Origin of the sequence: Saccharospirillum sp. HFRX-2 (assembly GCF_043196805.1) — a bacterium.
GTDB lineage: Bacteria > Pseudomonadota > Gammaproteobacteria > Pseudomonadales > Natronospirillaceae > Saccharospirillum.
Map to the genome: position 1 here is coordinate 256129 of NZ_JBEBMU010000003.1, position 18329 is coordinate 274457.

12 protein-coding genes are annotated in these 18329 nt (G+C 51.1%); 8 read left to right on the forward strand and 4 right to left on the reverse strand.

From position 1 onward, the window contains the following. Positions 1-193: 193 nt before the first annotated feature. Complete coding sequence (locus ABMA60_RS09525; protein ID WP_392802050.1) at positions 194-8431, forward strand: hemagglutinin repeat-containing protein; 8238 nt, start codon at positions 194-196, stop codon at positions 8429-8431. A gap of 20 nt (positions 8432-8451) precedes the next feature. Continuing rightward, positions 8452-8784 carry a hypothetical protein gene (locus ABMA60_RS09530; protein ID WP_392802053.1) on the forward strand — a complete coding sequence of 111 codons (333 nt, stop codon included), beginning with the start codon at positions 8452-8454 and terminating at the stop codon, positions 8782-8784. Positions 8785-9022: 238 nt separating this feature from the next. Here ABMA60_RS09530 and ABMA60_RS09535 read toward each other — a convergent pair whose 3' ends face one another. Together ABMA60_RS09535 and ABMA60_RS09540 are read right to left on the reverse strand one after the other, a co-directional pair. Further along, positions 9023-9622, reverse strand: coding sequence for a DUF4291 domain-containing protein (locus tag ABMA60_RS09535; RefSeq protein ID WP_392802055.1), 600 nt, complete (start codon positions 9620-9622; stop codon positions 9023-9025). 1530 nt (positions 9623-11152) lie between these two features. Further along, positions 11153-11572, reverse strand: a complete 420-nt coding sequence (locus tag ABMA60_RS09540; RefSeq protein WP_392802057.1) for a hypothetical protein — start codon at positions 11570-11572, stop codon at positions 11153-11155. A 411-nt stretch (positions 11573-11983) separates the two neighbouring features. On the opposite strand from ABMA60_RS09540, the gene ABMA60_RS09545 reads away from it, so the two are divergent. From ABMA60_RS09545 to ABMA60_RS09560, 4 genes are all read left to right on the forward strand, one after another. After that, a complete protein-coding gene (locus ABMA60_RS09545; protein ID WP_392802059.1) occupies positions 11984-12436 on the forward strand; it encodes a hypothetical protein in 453 nt (150 codons plus the stop codon). Between the two features lie 227 nt (positions 12437-12663). Further along, entirely contained in the window at positions 12664-14037 is a 1374-nt protein-coding gene (locus ABMA60_RS09550; protein WP_392802061.1) for a S1 family peptidase, read from the forward strand. A gap of 147 nt (positions 14038-14184) precedes the next feature. After that, positions 14185-14721, forward strand: coding sequence for an outer membrane beta-barrel protein (locus ABMA60_RS09555; RefSeq protein ID WP_392802064.1), 537 nt, complete (start codon positions 14185-14187; stop codon positions 14719-14721). 25 nt (positions 14722-14746) lie between these two features. Next, a complete protein-coding gene (locus tag ABMA60_RS09560; RefSeq protein WP_392802067.1) occupies positions 14747-15316 on the forward strand; it encodes a hypothetical protein in 570 nt (189 codons plus the stop codon). Positions 15317-15340: 24 nt separating this feature from the next. Here the strand turns inward: ABMA60_RS09560 and rsgA are convergent, their stop codons facing one another. Then, positions 15341-16357: a small ribosomal subunit biogenesis GTPase RsgA gene (gene rsgA / locus ABMA60_RS09565; protein ID WP_392802070.1), complete on the reverse strand. Its 1017-nt coding sequence runs from the start codon at positions 16355-16357 to the stop codon at positions 15341-15343. Positions 16358-16429: 72 nt separating this feature from the next. Between rsgA and orn the strand changes: the two genes are divergently transcribed. Further along, positions 16430-16972 carry an oligoribonuclease gene (gene orn, locus ABMA60_RS09570; RefSeq protein WP_392802073.1) on the forward strand — a complete coding sequence of 181 codons (543 nt, stop codon included), beginning with the start codon at positions 16430-16432 and terminating at the stop codon, positions 16970-16972. A gap of 13 nt (positions 16973-16985) precedes the next feature. Here the strand turns inward: orn and ABMA60_RS09575 are convergent, their stop codons facing one another. Next, positions 16986-17870 carry a LysR family transcriptional regulator gene (locus ABMA60_RS09575; RefSeq protein WP_392802076.1) on the reverse strand — a complete coding sequence of 295 codons (885 nt, stop codon included), beginning with the start codon at positions 17868-17870 and terminating at the stop codon, positions 16986-16988. Between the two features lie 124 nt (positions 17871-17994). Between ABMA60_RS09575 and trxA the strand changes: the two genes are divergently transcribed. Beyond that, the gene (trxA, locus tag ABMA60_RS09580) at positions 17995-18321 is read left to right on the forward strand and encodes a thioredoxin (protein WP_392802078.1); all 327 of its coding nucleotides are present in this window, start codon (positions 17995-17997) and stop codon (positions 18319-18321) included. The last annotated feature ends 8 nt before the right edge of the window (positions 18322-18329 follow it).

Sequence of the window (18329 nt, forward strand, 5' to 3'; positions counted from 1 at the left end):
TCAAAAAAATAACGTTTTTGCTTGTTGAAATTATTATTTTGACAAAAAACAGGCGCACATCTGTCCGCTTTGTTGACACCCTATTTTTAATTCCCTATATCCCTCTTTCGTGACCGCCTTCACTCTATCCCCAAGCTGTGAGCACGGTCCGTCACCCTGACTGTCCTGGTGTTCATAGAGAGGGAACTCCCCAATGAATAAGCGTTGCTTTCGCGTAATTTTTAATGCCGTACGCGGCCAATTGATGGTGGCTGGTGAGCTGGCCGGTTCCGGTGATCGTGCTGCTAACGGTGCATCGGTTCCGCCGTTGCAGTCCTCACCCTTACGCTTATTTGGTTTGCTGACCCGGGCGGTGGGCAAAGGTCTGGTGGTGCTGATTGGTGGCCTGACGATGGTTCAGGCCGACACGCAAATCACCGCCGACAGCAACGCCAGCAATGCGCATCAGGCAACGGTGACTGAATCCGCCAGCGGCGTCACTCAGGTAAACATCACCAAGCCCAGTGCCGGCGGTGTATCGCGCAACGTCTACAGCCAGTTCGACGTCGGCGGCGACGGGGCGATTCTCAACAACAGCAAAAATTCGGTGCAAACCGAATTGGCCGGTTGGGTGGAAGGCAACGCCAACCTGAGTCAGGGCACGGCCAGTATTATTCTCAACGAAATCAACAGCGACGATCCGTCATACCTGCAAGGCTACATCGAAATTGCCGGCCGCCGTGCCGAGCTGATCATCGCCAACCCCTCGGGTATTCAGGTCGATGGCGCCGGTTTTATTAACGCCTCCAGTGCCACTTTGACCACCGGTCGCCCGGTCATGCTCGGCGGTCATCTCGATCACTATCGCGTTACCGGTGGCACCATTGGCATCAACGGCGATGGCCTGGACGGTCAGCAAACCGATTACACCCGTTTGATTGCGCGCGCCGTGGATGTGAACGCCGGCATCTGGGCACAAGATTTGTCGGTAATCGCCGGCGCCAATAAGGTGAATGCCAGCAGTCTGGACGCCTCGCAATTAACCCTGGACGACGACACCGACGCCCCGGTGGGCGCGTCCATCGACGTCGCCTCCCTGGGTGGCATGTACGCCGGTAAAATCTTCTTGGTCGGCACCGAAGACGGCGTCGGCATTCACAACCACGGCACCCTGGCCGCGACCAGTGGCAACGTCGTCATCACCGAAGACGGCCAACTGCTGAACGCCGGCATCATCCAGGCCGAGCAGGGCGATGTCGACCTCACCGCCGAGACCTTAACCAACAGCGGCGACATCACCGCCGAAGACGCCCTGATTGCCCACACCGAGACGCTCGACAACCGCGACGGTAACCTGCAAACCAACCGCTTCGATATTGAAACCGACACCCTGATCAACGCCAACGGCACCCTCCAACAACTGGGCAGCCGAGAACTGGATCTGGAGTTGGCCGAACTCGACAACCGCAATGGCTGGCTCGGCCAGCTGGAACAGGAGAGCGACGACGATATTGACCTGGACGTCCCGGACGACATCGACGCCCCGACCGATGGCAACAGCGGTGAACCGGCCGCCCCGGTCGACAGCGCCGATGAGACGTCCGCTGAAAAACCACTGGCCGGTCGCATCCAGGTTAACAACCTGGCTAACAACCAGGACGGCACGATCTCCAGCGCGGGCTTAATGAACCTCGCCGCCGAATCGATCAACAACCAAACCGGCGAACTCCAGCTCAACAGTCTGAGCATGGACGGCAGCTCGCTGAACAACAGCGATGGCCTGATCGACACCCGCAGCGCCGACCTGACGCTTGAAAACTGGAACAACCGCAACGGCCAACTCAGCGCTGGCAGCCTGATCGCCCAACTGGATGCGCTGAACAACGACGCCGGCGACATCCAGGGTGAAAATGACCTGACGTTCACCTTCACCGGCAGCTTTAGCAACAACGGCACCATCAACGCCGGCCGCACCGAACTGACGGTCGCCGACACCTTAACCAACCGTGGCCTGATCGACGGCGACCTCACCTACATCGACGCCGGTACGCTGACCAATATCGGCAGCGGTCGCATTTATGGCGACCATATCGGTCTGCAAGCTGAGCAACTCAATAACTTCGCTGAAACCACCGACGGTACCACCCAAACCGGCACCATCGCTGCACGCGAACGGCTCGATATAGGCGCGACCAATGTCGACAACGCCGATGGTTCGACCTTGGTGAGTTTGGGTGAGTTGTCGATCGGTGGCAGTCTGGATGAGAACTATATGGCGACCGGTTCGGCAGAGTACGTTCTGAACCGCAGTGCGACCATTGAGAGTTATGGGGATATGTTCCTCAATGCCGATCGATTGGTGAACCGTGACGATCACTTGCAATATAAAATCGTCCTTGACGACTCTTATCATGAACACGTCGATATCAACAGCACGGATTACCGTGACTACACCGTTAATGTTTATGGTGCTGAAGTAACATCAAAAACCCAGGGGGTAATTCGCAGTGGCAGTGACATCAACATTGCCAGTGCTGATGCTCGAAATATCGACAGTCATATAGTCGCGGGCGAAACGTTAGACGTTGAAGGTACGACGCTTAGAAATATAGCGACAGAAGTCGGAGTAACGACAACTCATAATGGCATTTATCGCTATAAGGAGCGTTATTGGAAGTGCTGGGGCCCTGCTGACATCTACTGCGAAAGAAGAACTCGTTATCCAACAAAAACGTACAAAAAAACATTTAACCGTACAGTTGATTTAGCTGCTTTTCGCGAAGAACAAAATGCAACGGTCGATCTAACCTCGTCGGTCGATGCCAGAACTCAAGCGGAAGGCTTGGGTGATGCGCCTTCGCTGGCACAGCTGACTACCAGCGGCCTGTTCCAAATCATGCCGAACACCTCGTCGGGCTACCTGATCCAAACCGACCCCGCCTTTGCCAACTATGGTGACTGGCTCAATTCCGATTTCATGTTGCAAGCCTTGGGCTTCTCAGAAGGTGAAGCGCCCGTTCGTTTAGGTGATGGTTTCTACGAACAGCAACTGATCAAAGAGCAAATTATCGCCCAAACGGGTCAGCGTTATCTCGGCGACAACACCGACGACAATACCCAATACCAAAATCTGATGACCGCCGGCGTTACCTTTGCACAAGAGCAAGAATTACGTCCCGGCATCGCCTTAACAGCCGCTCAAGTTGAGGCCTTGACCACCGACATCGTTTGGTTGGTGGAGCAGGAAGTCACACTGGCTGATGGCCAGGTTACCACTGCGTTGGTGCCCAAGGTTTACACCATCGTCCGCGAGGGCGATCTGGAAGCCAGTGGTGCTCTGTTAGCGGGTCGCAACATCAACATCGATGTCGATGGCGACTTCACCAACACCGGTACTGTTCAGGCCACTGAAACAGCCAAGGTTGACGCTGATAACATCAACCACGAAGGCGGCGCCATTACTGGTGAGCAAGTACAGCTCTCCGCCGATGAAGACATCAATGTGATCGGCGCCAGTGTTAAGGCCGAAGACCTGCTGGCATTGAATGCAGGCAACGACCTGAACGTGACCACCACCACTGCACAAGGCCGTGGTGTTTACGAACAATCTGTTCGAAATAACGTTAACTGGTTTTCTAACACCTCGACAACGCAACAAGTCGGCGAAAGTACCAGTCAGGTCATTGATCAATACGCCAGTCTGTCGGTTACCAATGGCACCGGAAAAATCATTGCCACCGCCGGTAACGACATCAACCTGACCGGCGCGCAACTCGACAGTGCCGGTGATGTTTACCTGGATGCCGAAAACGACCTGAACCTAAACACGGTTACCGAAAGTTCCAGCGACAACATCAAAGCCGGCCGTACCACCATTGCCAATGAAGAACGCCATGACGTTGGTACCCAAATAACGGGCGGCGGTAACATCACCATGCTGGCCGGTAACGACATCGCTGCAACAGCAGCCAATGTTGAAGCGGGAGAGGGGCTGACCGTTCAGGCCGAAGAAGGCGGCGTAGAAATTCTGGCGGGCGTCGATTACTCCTCCAGTTCCAAGAAAACGAGTTGGAGCGGTGGCCTGTTTGGCGGTGGCGGTAGTAACAGCACCGAGTCTCGCAGCACCACCGCCGTTGGTTCCAGCTTCAGCGCCGGTGATGGCAACCTGGTTATTCAGGCCAATGATACCGTCACCGTACAAGCCTCCGAGCTCAGCGCCAGCGAAACCTTGCAGATTGCCGCAGCGGACATCGAAATCACCGCAGCGGTTAACGAAAGCTACAACCGCCAGACATCAGAGCGCGAAGGCACCTTCAAGAAAAAAAGCAAAGACGAAGGCTCCATTGAACAAACGGCTGCCAGCAGTTCTCTGAGTGGTAACAACATTCAACTGCAAGCGGACAACACCGTTCATATCACTGCCTCCAATTTGGATGCCGAAAACAACCTGATGATCGGCAACCTGGAAGTGGAGCAGAATGACGACGGCAGTTTCAGCGCCGTTAATGGCGAAGGCACGCCTGACCAGTTGATCGTCGACTCCTTGGCGCTGACCAATGAAGACTGGAAGCATGAGACGGAGGAATGGACTGGGATTGCTAAGGTTGCGGCAGGCTATGTGGCTTACGTTGGCAGCTATATTGACGACGATTTTGAAGTCACTCTTTCGAAGTCAAGCGGTGAGCGTAATACCTCGACCACGCAACAGGGTAGTTCCTTAGAAGCGGGTGGCAACTTGATTTTGGCCGCCGAAGAGCAGGTCGATATTGTTGCCAGCGACATTACGACAGAAGGTACCGCTATTGTTTCCGCTGACAACGTGAACGTTCTGTCGGCAGAAGAAACACATGTTTCCGAAACGTCTGAAAGTGAAACCACTATAGCCGGTGTCGGCATGTCTTATGACAAAGACAGTGCTGAATTAACCGTCGGTGGCCTTGAGTATACCGACACAACTGTCACCGAAACCCAAACGTCGACGACTCATAAAGGCAGCAATATAAACGCTGGCAATCTGATTATGCTGGCCGATGAGGACATCAATATTCTGGCCAGTACTCTGAATGTTGAAAATCAGGCGGTACTGCAGGCGGAAGAGGACATTGTTGTTGGTGGCCATCAGGCAACAATGACCAATGAAACAGATACTGAAACAGAGGTAACGACAGTAACGGTCGGCGCGCGCAATGCTTACGCAGACTCCTACAAAGCCGGTGAAGCGTTGGTTGCTGCCACAGAGAATGTTGGCAAAGCATACAGGGCACTTGAGCGAGCAGAAGAACGGGTCAAAAACGGCGAGTTAGACGAGGCCGCACTGGAAGATTACAAGCTGAACCACGCTGCCGCAGTTGCAGCGGCAGTCCAGGCGCAGATCGCTCTCACCGCGTCTGTTGCCGGTGTCGCGACTACGGGCGGGACCGGTTTTTACGCTAACCTTAATGTTGAAACGACTAACTCCTCTAGTCACAGCGAAAGCACCCAGAATACCTGGCAAGGTTCGTCCATTAACGCGGGTAGTCTGAGTGTTAGTAGTGAAAATGCGACCTTCGAAGGCAGCAACATTGCGGCCGGTCTCGCCAGTCTGAACAGTACCAATACTCTTATCACTGCTGGTGTTAATTCCAGTTCCAGTTCGAGTGAAAGCAGCAGTGTTACAGCCAGTGCTACAGTAAAATTAGGTGGTGGAGGCGCTAGTGGCAGTGTCGGGGTGAATAGTTCTGAAAGTGAAAACAGCAGCACCCAATACGTTAATAGCCGCTTTAATGTTGGCACTCTCACGAGTAACAGTGAAAACCTAACGCTGCGTGGTGCTGAAGTTTCTGCTCAGACAGCACAGCTCGATGTCGGTAACTTAACCATCGAAAGCCTTCAAGATACTCATAACAGCACTAATTCAAGTAAGGGTGTGAATGTAGGGTTCAGTGATACCAATCCGCTTAGCAGCCTGGGTGCCAATACTGGTGAAGGCGAAGGTAGTGGCAAACAGGTTAGTAACCAATCTCACCTTTTAATTGCCGATGGTGAAAACAGCCAGGTTACCGCGGATAGCACCACCTTAGTCGGCGGAATGATTGCAAACGCCAGCTTCAACGAAGAAGGCGTACTGGAAGATCATGGCAACCTGAACTTGGTGACTGGTGAACTGAATGTGTCGAGCTTGGAAGACAGCAGTCACAGCAGTCAAACTGGTTTCGGTCTGACGATGAATTTCAGCAACAACTCGGCAGAGGCTGGAGAGGGTTCCGATAGCGGTGGCTGGAAACCCAGCAGTGGCACAATCAACGCCAGCCGTTCCGGCCATGAAATGGAAGGCAGCACCCAAGCGACGTTGGGCGGTGGAAACATTCAAGTCGGTGGTGTCGCCTTGGATGACAGCAATGCGCCTGAAGGTCTGAATCGTGACGTTGCAGATGCACAGATAACCACTCTTGATATCGATACTGGCGGTTTGAATGCCAGTTTGATGGTGGATGGTCAGTATCTGACAGAAGCGGGCCGCGACAGAATCCTGAGGAACCAATTGGCGTTTGCTGGAAACACCCTTAAAGCGGGAACTGGCGCGTTCACTGACGTAGCGGCTATTACCGCTGCGACCGTCGGTGGTGCAGGTGACCTTCTTCAAGGTCGTGGCTTGGGTCAGATGGATGATGCTTTTAACGCAACCATTAATTCGAAACGTTTGGCCTCTGATAACGAAGGCAAAACTGCAGGCATGACCGAAGCCATGCGTGACGGGGATATTGAAGATGCACAGGCGATGCAAGATGCGATCAATGACATCGACGCTGTAATCAATGGTGGAGATGGAGATCGGGTTCGGGTCGTAGAAGGCGTGGTTAATAAAGAAGGTAATGGTGTGCATGGCGCCGCTGAGATTGGTGGTGACGCCATGTATGTTGGCATTGGTGACGACAGCATCAACAGCGTGGTCAATACGGTGACCCACGAAGGCATGCACCTGGCTGGAGCTGAGGAAATCAATGCCCATACCACCGGCTTCCTGGCGGATATGAGCTATCGCTTGAATGCGTTTGCTAATAGGGATCAGATTAATGAAAACCGTCCGGCGCCGATAGCGGTTCAGGATCCGGCGGCTAATGCGCAGTTGTTGGCGGCGAATAATACGCTGTTCCGGATGGCCGATGACCGGGGAGAGCTCAATTATAGCGATTTTACGGGCGCGGAAGCTGGGCTATTGGATGAGACAAGATTAGCAATACACAATAATCCATTTATAACGCCCGCAATGCGAAGTGCTCTACTAGAAAAAGTCAACGAGCAAGCATGTGCCGCTGTTCATTGTTCTGCTGGTGTCTCTGAGAACGATCCACATTACGAACAACTGAAAGCGATGGAAGATGCTGGGAATGCTAGCCTAAGAGATGGCTTGAATATTCAGCGAACACTGGAGACGTTTGAAGTTGAGAGCAACCCTGATGAAGACAACTTTGAATACGGGTTGCTCGATCGCGGAAATGATTTCATTTATAGCAATGAAGTCGCTGTTTCAGTAATAGTTAATGCGAAAGAAGTTACAGACAATGCCTTAATCTACACTGTTGGTGCCGCGACAGAACTGGTTGGTAGTGTTTGTGACGATTGCGAAACTGTCCGTGGTTTCGGGCAGGGCCTTCAAGATTCTGCATTAAATGGGTTACAGGATAATGCAGAGGCGCTGCTAGGTGATCACAATTACTTGGCTGGAGATCAAGTATTAAAAACTCTCTCTCTAGAAACACATACGGAAGAGTTTAATCCCACAGCAGATTTGACAAGGGTGGCTGTAGAGACTGGTACAGAGATGGCCCTTGGATTTGGCGCAGGAAAAGTTCTAACTGTAGGGGCGAAAGTAGTTAGGAGGGCTGACGATGTAGTTGATGCGGCATCGGATCTTCCCGCTTCCGCAATAAATAATGTTAGCACGAGTAGAGCCGTAACGAAGGGCTCTGATGAGAGTGTAGATAATAGTATAGTTGCAGACGGCCCATTCTCGTATCTTCCAGGCAATCACGCTGACGGCGTTGATTATGTGGGGCCATACACACGCTTTGATACTACGAGTACGGATACTCTCTATAGAGTGGATACCAACCCATATCCTCCTCGTATTTCAAGTGATGGGACTATACCCGAAGTTATTAACAGGGACGGTAGTGAACGAGCACTTTTCATAAATATTGGACAACCAGAAAGGGCGAAGGAATTTGCTCTGGTAAATCGAAATGGAAATGCTACAGTCACGGCTGTTGAGGTTAATTCTTCTTTAGCAGATAGATTGCGATCGACAGCAGTATACGATAGAGCAGCTACAGGCAATAATGTAACGTCACCTTTGCAAGTCGATATCAAAGCTTCTGATCAGTTTGGGTTACGTGATTCGGAACAAATTCAGTGGTTAAGGGATGCGATGGATCCGTCAACTGTCCGAATTGTTGATCCCAATGATTTATAGATAAAAGAAGAGGTGAGCGGATGAGAAAAGTTTTTATCGTGTCGTGTCATGTAAAAGGGCTAGAAAACTCTATAATGCCGAAGGAGGTTGAGGGGGCGTATGTTAGTTGTTATTCGCAAGGAATTGATTATGATATGGCTGTCAAAAATATTTTAGAAAAGCTGGCTAATGATGGGCTTTATCTTGAAGAGATTTTAGAACCGCTGCATGAAATGGATGTTGCTTCATGGGATGAGCATATTAATGAGATGTGGCCTGACCATATCAATAGCTTACCTAGCCAGTCTGAGTTTTCTCAAGCTATTGCTGATAATAAAGTTATATATGGTCCATTTGGTACGTATGGGTCGTAGATTAAATGCACACCCATCTTAAAGGTGGCGACAAAAAAATGACCAGTTAGATTGCAGCTTAGCTATAAGTTGGATTAAAAATTTGGCCGAATTAAGGGAGTACTCACCTTAGTGGAAACCGCCAAAAAACCTTCTACGAGTCTGTAGTTCAACAGAGTTACCAAGCAGCCAGCTAAAAAGAGGCATCCAACTTAATAATAAAGGCGCTTTAGGTTTCGTAATAAACAGCGTTTTTAACTCACCTAGGCGTTATCCTTTCAAATAACGCATCATTGAGAGGGTATTTTGTCTCTATCGGCGCATGTGACTTGGCGGCTTCTAAGTTTTCTTCATGCACCAGTGAGCGAATGTTCTCCGCTAAAGATGTTACATCGGTAATGCGCTGTATCCATTCGTTAACATAAAGAGTGACAGCTTCATTGCACAGACCGATCTGGATGGCTCGATGCTCCAGTGGCTGTAAGTGGAAATCCCTTTCGGGGTCCCATTGTATCCGGACGGGTGTTGATTTTTTTATTCTTAACCACTCATCTCTATCTTTATAGTTCTTGGCTTCATGACTCAGCACGCTGTTTGATAAGGCCCACTCAAATCCCTCTCTTGATATATCGATGGCCAGAATGCGATTTTGGTTGGCATCTTTTTCCCCCCAGCCAGAGCGATACATCATCCATAGGAATGAAGGTTTAATCCAAGTCATGCGCTCCATTTTAAAAGGGGGCGATCTGAACGTTCCATGCTCCAGTGCAGCATCTGCTATGGCGTCGCTATAGGCCTGATAAACGCGTATGGTTTTATCGTCATAGGTGGCGCGAATTTGGTGTGTTTTGTTAGGCATTACTGTATTCCTGTATTCCATGAGCCTGATATATAGCGGTGATAGTGGCATAGGTATTGGCCAAGTTGAATTTCCGGGAAGGAAGATAAACTGCCAGACAGCACTGAAAAGTATCTTTGAATACTAGTGGATAAACAAGGCATATATGGACGCCCGACCACTGTCAAGGCATAGCAGCCCTTTAGGTTGGGTGAGAACCCAACGCATTTGTTTAGTTTATTACTGCCATTCTCAATCAAAGGAATGATGCAAAGTGCAGTCGTACTGACATATATCCGGCCTTCTAATTGGGGTTCCTTGAGGATACCCCGGGCCCTGATGAGATCCGCACTTGACTGTCTAAAACACCCACTCGGTTTGAAGCCGATAAACCAAGCGATAAACAAGACACCCATTGCAAGAGGCCCGAGATAGGAAGCGGCTTTTCGATTTTTTAGGCTCCTACCTTTCTATTGTTTATGTCCGGCTATAAACCAGACACCCATCGTAGCGAAAACACGCTTAAAACAGATGGTCCTAGTACAGGTTCTAATTGCTACCTGAACAGTTATTACGTTCGATGCTAATTATAAGTGTATTCGCAGCGTCCTTCTGGAATTTCAGACATGCTGAGTCACTGAAGAAGATCAGGGTTAGTTTGTTTGAGGACGATTTTTATTGAGTCAAAAGCACTGAGGCCGAACGTCCTGGTGTTCCTCGATAGCCAAGCTTTTTACAGGCGCTAATCAACGAATGTGTTGAGCCAACTAAATTCTTAAATGAACTTTCGAAGTGCGTTGAGATATAAAGCCATTTTTCAGCATCGATATTAAGTCGCTCCAGAATGGGCGGCAGTGACTCATCGATACGACAATAAACAGGACACCCATCATAGCGAAAACACGATTAAAACCGATTGCCCTAGAATAAGTTTTAGTCGCTACCTGAACGGTTATTACGTTCGACGCTAATTTTGAGTGTATTCGCAGCGTATTTCTTGAATTTCGGACGCGGGGAATCACTGAAGAAGGTTAGTTGGTGGGATTTGTAGGGATGGTTTTATTGAGTCAACAGCACCGAAGCAGAACGTCCTGGCGTTCGCTGATACCCTAACCTTTGGCATGCACTGATCAGCGAATGTGTTGAGCCAACTAAATTTTTAAATGAACTTTCGAAGTATGTTGAGGTGTAAAGCCACTTTTCAGGATCGATATTAAGTCGCTCCAGTATTGGCGGCAGTGAATCATCGATATGTCCACGCTTTCCTCTACGAATTTGCCGGCCAGTCCAATCCAACAGTTCCAGATAATCTTGCAGTCGAAACGGTAAGCCTGCTGGCATATTCTGTCGCGGGTAACTCACGAATGGAAATAGGCCCTTAGGTTGTTTGGGTCTGGTTGGCGTTTTACCTTCCTGCACTTTCTGAATACGTAGTAGAGCTGAAGTGTAGTCTGAGCGCTCTGGGCTAGTGGTCATCTTAGCTCGACCGGATTGAGATCAATGTAGGCCAAACAAGCTGCCAGAGCCTTTTCATCAAGCAATGCTTGGGATTTAAATCGACCCTCCCGACCAATTCGTCCGGAACGAATTGGCACGAGCGAAGCGAGCTTTCGGTAAAGGCCATGGATGGCCTTTATAAAAACGGCCAGTGCATTGATCTTCGAAATTTGCTTGTCGGGCAATGCCTTCATTCAAGACCCGCATAAACCAGCTAATGTCCATTAGGTGGTCACGCCATTGAGCAGCCAGGTTTTCTACAACATCCATTTCAGCCTTGGTTTGCAAAGAGCCTGCTAAGTAGCGATGGGTCAGTGGAACCCCTTTAAACAGAATATGCCAGCGATCGACTACCTCTTTGGTGCTCCAGGCCTTGGCCTGGGCCGCATGGATATTAAGTGCCATATGATAGTGATTGGACATAACGGCATAGGCGCAGATATCCAATGCAAATACCTGGGCCAGTTCGCGCATGCGCTGCTCGATCCAACCGCGCCGATGCTCAAAGTTCATCCCCGTCTGTGGATCACGGCCACAGAGGAAGGCACGTCGTACACAGCGGGAGACGCAGTGGTAATAGGGTGTTGCGTCAAGTGAGATAAGGCTCTTCCTTGGCTTTGGCATACTCATCAACCCTGATAAATATACAGTATTGCGATGTTCGCTATACAACGGCCGGCTGTCAAGGGTTAGAGTGGGTGTCCAGTTAGTCAGCTGCCTGGTGCAATTGTTCCTAACTATACATTGAAAGCACCTACAAACCCTCCGTTAAATATCTTTGAAAATTCAACGACAGTTGATTTGAGTACTAAGTTAGACCAGTTGTTGCAACCCCATATGGGTTGTGTTTAATGGGCCGCATGTACATTGAATGAGATAATAAATATGCACTACAATGATTATAGTTTGTATAGCCACTTCTTAAGTGAGCCGGTTAGTTCAGCTTATAATATTGGTTGGCTCGATGTTGAAAATGAATTCAAGAAAGGGGCTGTGCCGGTAGGATTTGTTGATAAACTAAATTCTATAATTATTGGCACTAACTCATTCAATGCTCAGATTTCTCGTAAGCGTTCGGCAAGAAAATGTAAGTTATGTAATTCGGATTATATTTCAATTGAAAATCAAGAGGGTAAAGAGGTTTTAGGGGCTGCGAATTTGTTAATTCCATATGCTCAAAATACCTATTTTATAGCTCCGACTATGGTTGGTCATTATATTAGCTATCATAATTATATGCCTCCTGAAGAATTCATAAGTGCCGTATTATGTGTAGACACTTCAATACCTTACTTCGCTGATCAAATTTATTTGGAGTTGATTTCTGGCAAGTTTTGAATAAAACAATTAAGGGGACACCTGAAGTATTAAGGGGACACCCATCGTAATGGCCGTCTGCATAAATAGCATATGATATCCGTACCTGAGCAAAGCAGTCACTCTGCTCATGCCTGATTGCGCTTTCTGATGATAGAGCATACCTTGCTGTTTCAAGCCACTTCGGCTATTTAATACCAGCTGTCGTTATATTGCCTGATTCGGGGCATAGAGAAGGATCTCAAGCGATGATGAAACATGGGCTATGGATAGCTGTTTTTCTATTGTTGTCGTCTTCTGTCAGGGCGCTGGACATCACGCCAAAGATTATTGGCGGTGAATCAGTGGAGACTGGCTATGGCTTTTATGCTGCGCTCCTGGTGCCCCGTTCTTTATCGGGCGACTCCTCCAATATGGTCTGGTTTCATAGCTGTGGTGGTAGCTATCTGGGGGCTGGCATTGTGCTGTCCGCGGCGCATTGTTTTACCCATTTAAAAGAGGGCGACTCATTCGCTGTTGTGTTGGGGAATCACTCCGGGGAGTACGATTATGTGCATTGTTCAGATGTAGGTGATTGCCGTTTGGTGGGGACTGACAGTCCGCAGCCAGGACTCGATTACAAAGGCTATATCGCCATGGCAAAGCTGCCATCTGCTGCTTTCCAGGTGCGTCGCTCCATTCATACAGTTGCCGTGCACCCAGGTTTTCGTTTGACGACGTTGCGTAACGATGTGGCGCTGATTCGTTTGCCTATGAATGTCGATAGTGAGTTCATCAATCTCTCTATGCGTGGACAATCAACCTTGCTTGCCGATGCGGTTGTCATTGGTCATGGTGATACCCGTAAGTCATTCAATAATGATGTGGCTGAGCCGAGCGCCGAGCTCCAGGCTGTTGCGTTACCCACGGTGTCTGACCGCACCTGCCAAGATGAATATGCCCGCTTTGCAGGTGGCGCTGACTTGATACATGGGCCGTCTATGCTGTGTGCGGGTTTTGCCGATGGGGAAGATCCAACTGACGGCAATAAGCCGAAGGATTCCTGCCAGGGCGATAGCGGTGGTCCCTTGGTCTATGATGCTGGCAATGGATACGAGCAGATCGGCGTTGTCAGCTGGAGTTTGGGCTGCGCTAAATCCTATGGCGTTTATGCCGATATTAAAGAATTGAGACCCTGGATAGTGAATAAGATGAACGAGCGTTCCTGGAGAAAGCAAGGCGGCACGATGTTTTCGAGTGCTTGGTGGTGGTTGTTGTCGTTGCCATTGATGGTGCTGCGCCAGCGCAAGGTATTATTGGCAGGTTTTGTGAGTGGTGTTCTGGCTGGCTGCTCCACCATGCCCCAAGGCGCAGGTGAGCCCGAAGTGCTGTTCAATCCGGAAGTCACGGCGGAAGGCTTTGAGTTTTCCGTGGTGTCTCATGGCTGTACTGAAGATGATCATCTGTTTTTGCGGGTTGATGGCAACCGTCTGACGCTGTTGCGCACGCAAAAAGACCTGTGTCGTACCGCGCCTCAGATGCTGCGCTTTGTGATGCCGCTGCCGATCTCCGACAACGTTTGGCAGATCGAAAACCCGGTGCGTTATTCCAATCGGGTGGGTCACGGCGCGGCGCCGCTTTGAAACGATGCTGAGGGTCGCGGACAGATCCGACACCTTTTGTCGGCATCGGTCATTGCATGCCTTTGGCAATACCGTAATATTCCAGACAGGTCGCTTTGAGCCGTAGTGACACTTTATGGAAGGTCTCCAGTGCTAAAACGAATTCTCTTGGCGTTGCTTGTTCTGAGTAGCGCATCAGCCTATGCCGAACGCAACGATATTCTGGTGGGTCTTGGCATTGGCTTGGGGCCGTCCGATGCCGATTTCTCCAGTACCGGTGCGGATATTACCGTTTATGAACGTCCCATCTTCATGACGTCCTTTAAGTTGGGCGGCATGTTCTCGCCTCAGCACGCCTTGTATTACCAATATCGCCTCGGCTTTTTCCGCTTCGACCGTTCCGATTGGGAGGATGGCGCCCGGGGTGTCAGCTCTTTTTCTGGTCTGGGTTACACCTATTTTCTGAATCCGACAGTCGGCTCTCCTTATGTTGAGGCGGCTATGGGCATGAGTCGTGTTGCGCTGTCGCAGGAGTTCAGCGAGGGCGACGCTGAAGGTTTCGGTTTTCTGGTGGGGGCGGGTAATGAGTTTAGTGAGAACCTGCATATGGGCGCTGTGTTGGACGTCAGTGACACCATCAATCGCTCAAGTCGGGAAGGGTTGTTGTTGAAGACATTCACTTTCCAGTTGGAATATAAATTTTGAGCCTGCGTTCGGGGATGTTGTATCGATGATCAACAAGATCGTTTTAGTCGTTGCAGGTTGCCTGCTGGCCGGTCAGGCCAGTGCCGAGCGCAATGAGTTAGTGCTGAATCTGGGCCTGGGTTATGGCATCAACAATCAGAGTGTTTCTACCTGGGATGTTGAAAATCAGCCGGCGGCATCCAGTGATGGCCTGGTAGGGCGGGTTAAAGTGGGAGTGATGACGACGCCGGTCGATGCGCTCTTTGTGTTCGGGCAGGCTTCCCGGATGAGTTATGACAACCAGGAAGCGAACATTGATACCGCAACCCTGGGCCTCCTCGGTGTGGGTTATACCCATTATCTGGAGTCGGATATCGGTTCGCCTTTCTTTTCATTGGGCGTCGCTCTGAGTCGATTTGACGCCGATAATGGTAACGACCCTATCGTCAACACCGGCCAGGCGTTTTTGCTCGAAACCGGTTATGAAGCGAATGATCACTTGCAGCTGAGTTCGATTTTTATGATGTCGCGGATGACGGACCGTGATTGGTATGACGACAATTTTGTCGACGTTGCCAACACCTCGGTCATCTTCAATATTGAGTTGAAACTCTAGCGGCGGTTTATTCCGCTTATTCCGTCAGCGCGGTTCTTCGCGCATCGATACTTCATCCAGCGAATCCCGGATTGCCAGAAAGCTCTCGTAACGTCGTTGCGAGAGCGTGCCATCTGCGACTGCCTGACGCACCGCGCAGCCTGGTTCACTCTTGTGATTACAATCGCGGAATTTGCATTGGCCGGCCGAGTTGGCCAGTTCCGGAAAGCCGGCGAGCAGGCTGTCGGCGTCGACGTGCCAGAGGCCGAATTCGCGAATGCCGGGGCTGTCGATCAAATCGCCGCCACCGGGAATGTGATACAGCTTGGCGGTGGTGGTGGTGTGTCGGCCTTTGCCGGTGGCTTCGGAAATATCACCGACTTTAATCACTTCTTCCGGTAATAAAGTGGCAATGATGGACGATTTGCCGACACCCGATTGCCCGACGAAAACCGAATTACCGGTCGCCACCAATTGCCGAATTTCCGCCATGCCCGCTTCAGTCTGGGCGGAAAGCGCGTGGGTTTCGTAGCCGAGGTTTTGGTATTCGCTCAGTTCGTCACGCATTTCCGGCGCCTGGTCCAGGCAGTCGATTTTGTTCAGTACGATGATCGGGTGGATGTCGTGGTGCGCAGCAGCGACTAAGTAGCGATCAATCAGGTTGGCCGGTGTTCTCGGGCTGGGTGCGGCGACGATGATAATGCGATCCACGTTAGCGGCCACTGGACGCATCTGACCGCGACTGTCGGGGCGGCCCAGTTCACTGCGTCTGGGTTGGCAGGCGGTGATCACGCCGCTGTTGTTGTCGTCCGGTTGCCACAGCACCACATCACCGGTGACCAGCGCCGGCAGGTTGGTGCGTTTGTGGCAACGGGTGCGCTGGCCATCGTCACTTTCCACATCGGTGGTGACGCCATAGTGGCTGACCACCAGACCGGGGCGGGCGTCGCCGAGCGCGCTTTCATCGATGGTGGCCTCTTTCTTCTGCGCGCGCGACAGGCGTTCATCCTGAACTTTGCGAATGCGGAATTGTTGCTGGCGGGACAGTTTGCGTTTGCTCATGAATCGACGTGAAGGCTCAGGCGCTATACTCTGCGTCTATTCTACACGTCCACCGGAACAAAGGTTGAATGCATGGATAAACAAACGAATCTGATTTGGGTTGATCTGGAAATGACCGGCCTGGATCCGGACAGCGATCGCATCCTGGAAATCGCCACGGTGGTCACCGATAAAGATCTTAATGTGCTGGCCGAAGGGCCGACGCTGGTGGTGCATCAGAGTGATGCGCTGCTCGATGGTATGGACGAATGGTGCACCACTCATCATGGTCAGTCCGGTTTAACGCAGCGCGTTAAAGACAGTGACTTAAGCGAAGCGGAAGTGGAACAGCAGACACTCGATTTTCTCAATGAGTGGGTAGAGCCGGGCGCGTCACCGCTGTGTGGCAATTCCATCTGGCAGGATCGACGTTTTCTGATTCGTTATATGCCCAAGCTCGATAGCTACTGCCATTATCGCAATATCGATGTTTCGACGTTAAAAGAGTTGGCGCGACGTTGGCGGCCGGACGTGTTGGACGGCGTTCATAAAAAAGGCAGCCATCGCGCGCTGGACGATATTCTCGATTCCATCAATGAACTGCGGCATTACCGCGATAGCTTCCTGAAGGTCTGAGCCATCACGCCGGTTACAGCACGCTGTACAACCGGCCGATGTGGTTCTGGAAATGATCGAGAAACAGTCGGGTTTTTAACGGCAATTCGCGGCTGCGGTAAATCACCGTCAGTTGCTGCGCCACCGGCTGACCCTCCAGCTTGACCTCCAACAGCGCGCCACGGCGCACAAAAGGCTCGGCCTGGTAACGCGCCAGCCGGGCCAGCCCCAGGCCGCGTATCGCGGCTTGCAACTGCATATCCGGACTGTTCAGAACTAATCGCCCGGATACTGCCACCGTCTCAACACGCTGCCCTTTGCGAAACGACCACTGGGTTTCACCGGCCTGCAAAATACAACGACAGCGCGCCAGATCACTCAGTTGCGCAGGTTGCTGATCGCTGCAATGACGCGCCAGAAACAAACCCTGAGGAATACTCATCAGCGTGCGAGCGATCCATTCACTCGGCGGCAAGGGATTATCGTGCAGCACAAATTGCAGGTCGTAATCCGGCGAGGGTGCCGGGAACAGGCCGCTGTATTGGGTGCAACTGAGGCTGATGTCCGGGTAGCGCTGCAGGAATTCGCTGATCAATTCGCCCATCTGGGTGGTGAACAGTTCCTGCGGCATTTGAATCGCCAGTCGACCTTTGGGCTGACGCTGGTAGGCGCGCACCGAATCCTGAATGTCATCGAGTTCTTCGATGTAGGGCGTGGCGCTGTCGAACAGCATTTGGCCGGCTTCGGTCAAATCCAGCCGGCGCGTTGACCGCTCCAGCAGTTTGACACCCAGTTGCTCTTCGAATTGACGCAGATGGCGGCTCAATGTCGACTTCGGCACGCCGCGTTTGTCGGCAGCGGTGGTGATGCTGCCAGCTTTGACGATATCGATAAAAAGGGACAGGCCGTCCAGATCCATAAAAACTGCTCCGATTGATTGTGCCAAATATGGCACAAAGAAGCTCAGAATTCATGGCTAGTATCAAATCGGATCAGGCCTATTATGTGTCCTGTCAAAGTTAGTCATTCAAGGAAACAACATTATGTCTGCTGTAACCATGCTGAACGCTGAACAATTCGCCCAGTCTGTCGAAGGCGGTGAAGGCCTGACTTTGGTCGATTTCTACGCCGACTGGTGCGGTCCCTGCAAAATGATCGCCCCCGTGCTGGAAGACCTGGCTGGTGAATACGACGGCAAGGTCACCATCGTTAAGCTCGATGCCGATGCCCACCCGGAAGTACTGTCCAAGTACGGTGTGCGCGGTCTGCCGACGCTGATGATGTTCGAAAACGGCAAACCGGTCGGTACTCGTGTTGGCGCTCAACCCGCCAGCGCGCTGAAAACTTTCATTGGTGAGCACGCTTCCTGATTCCCCTT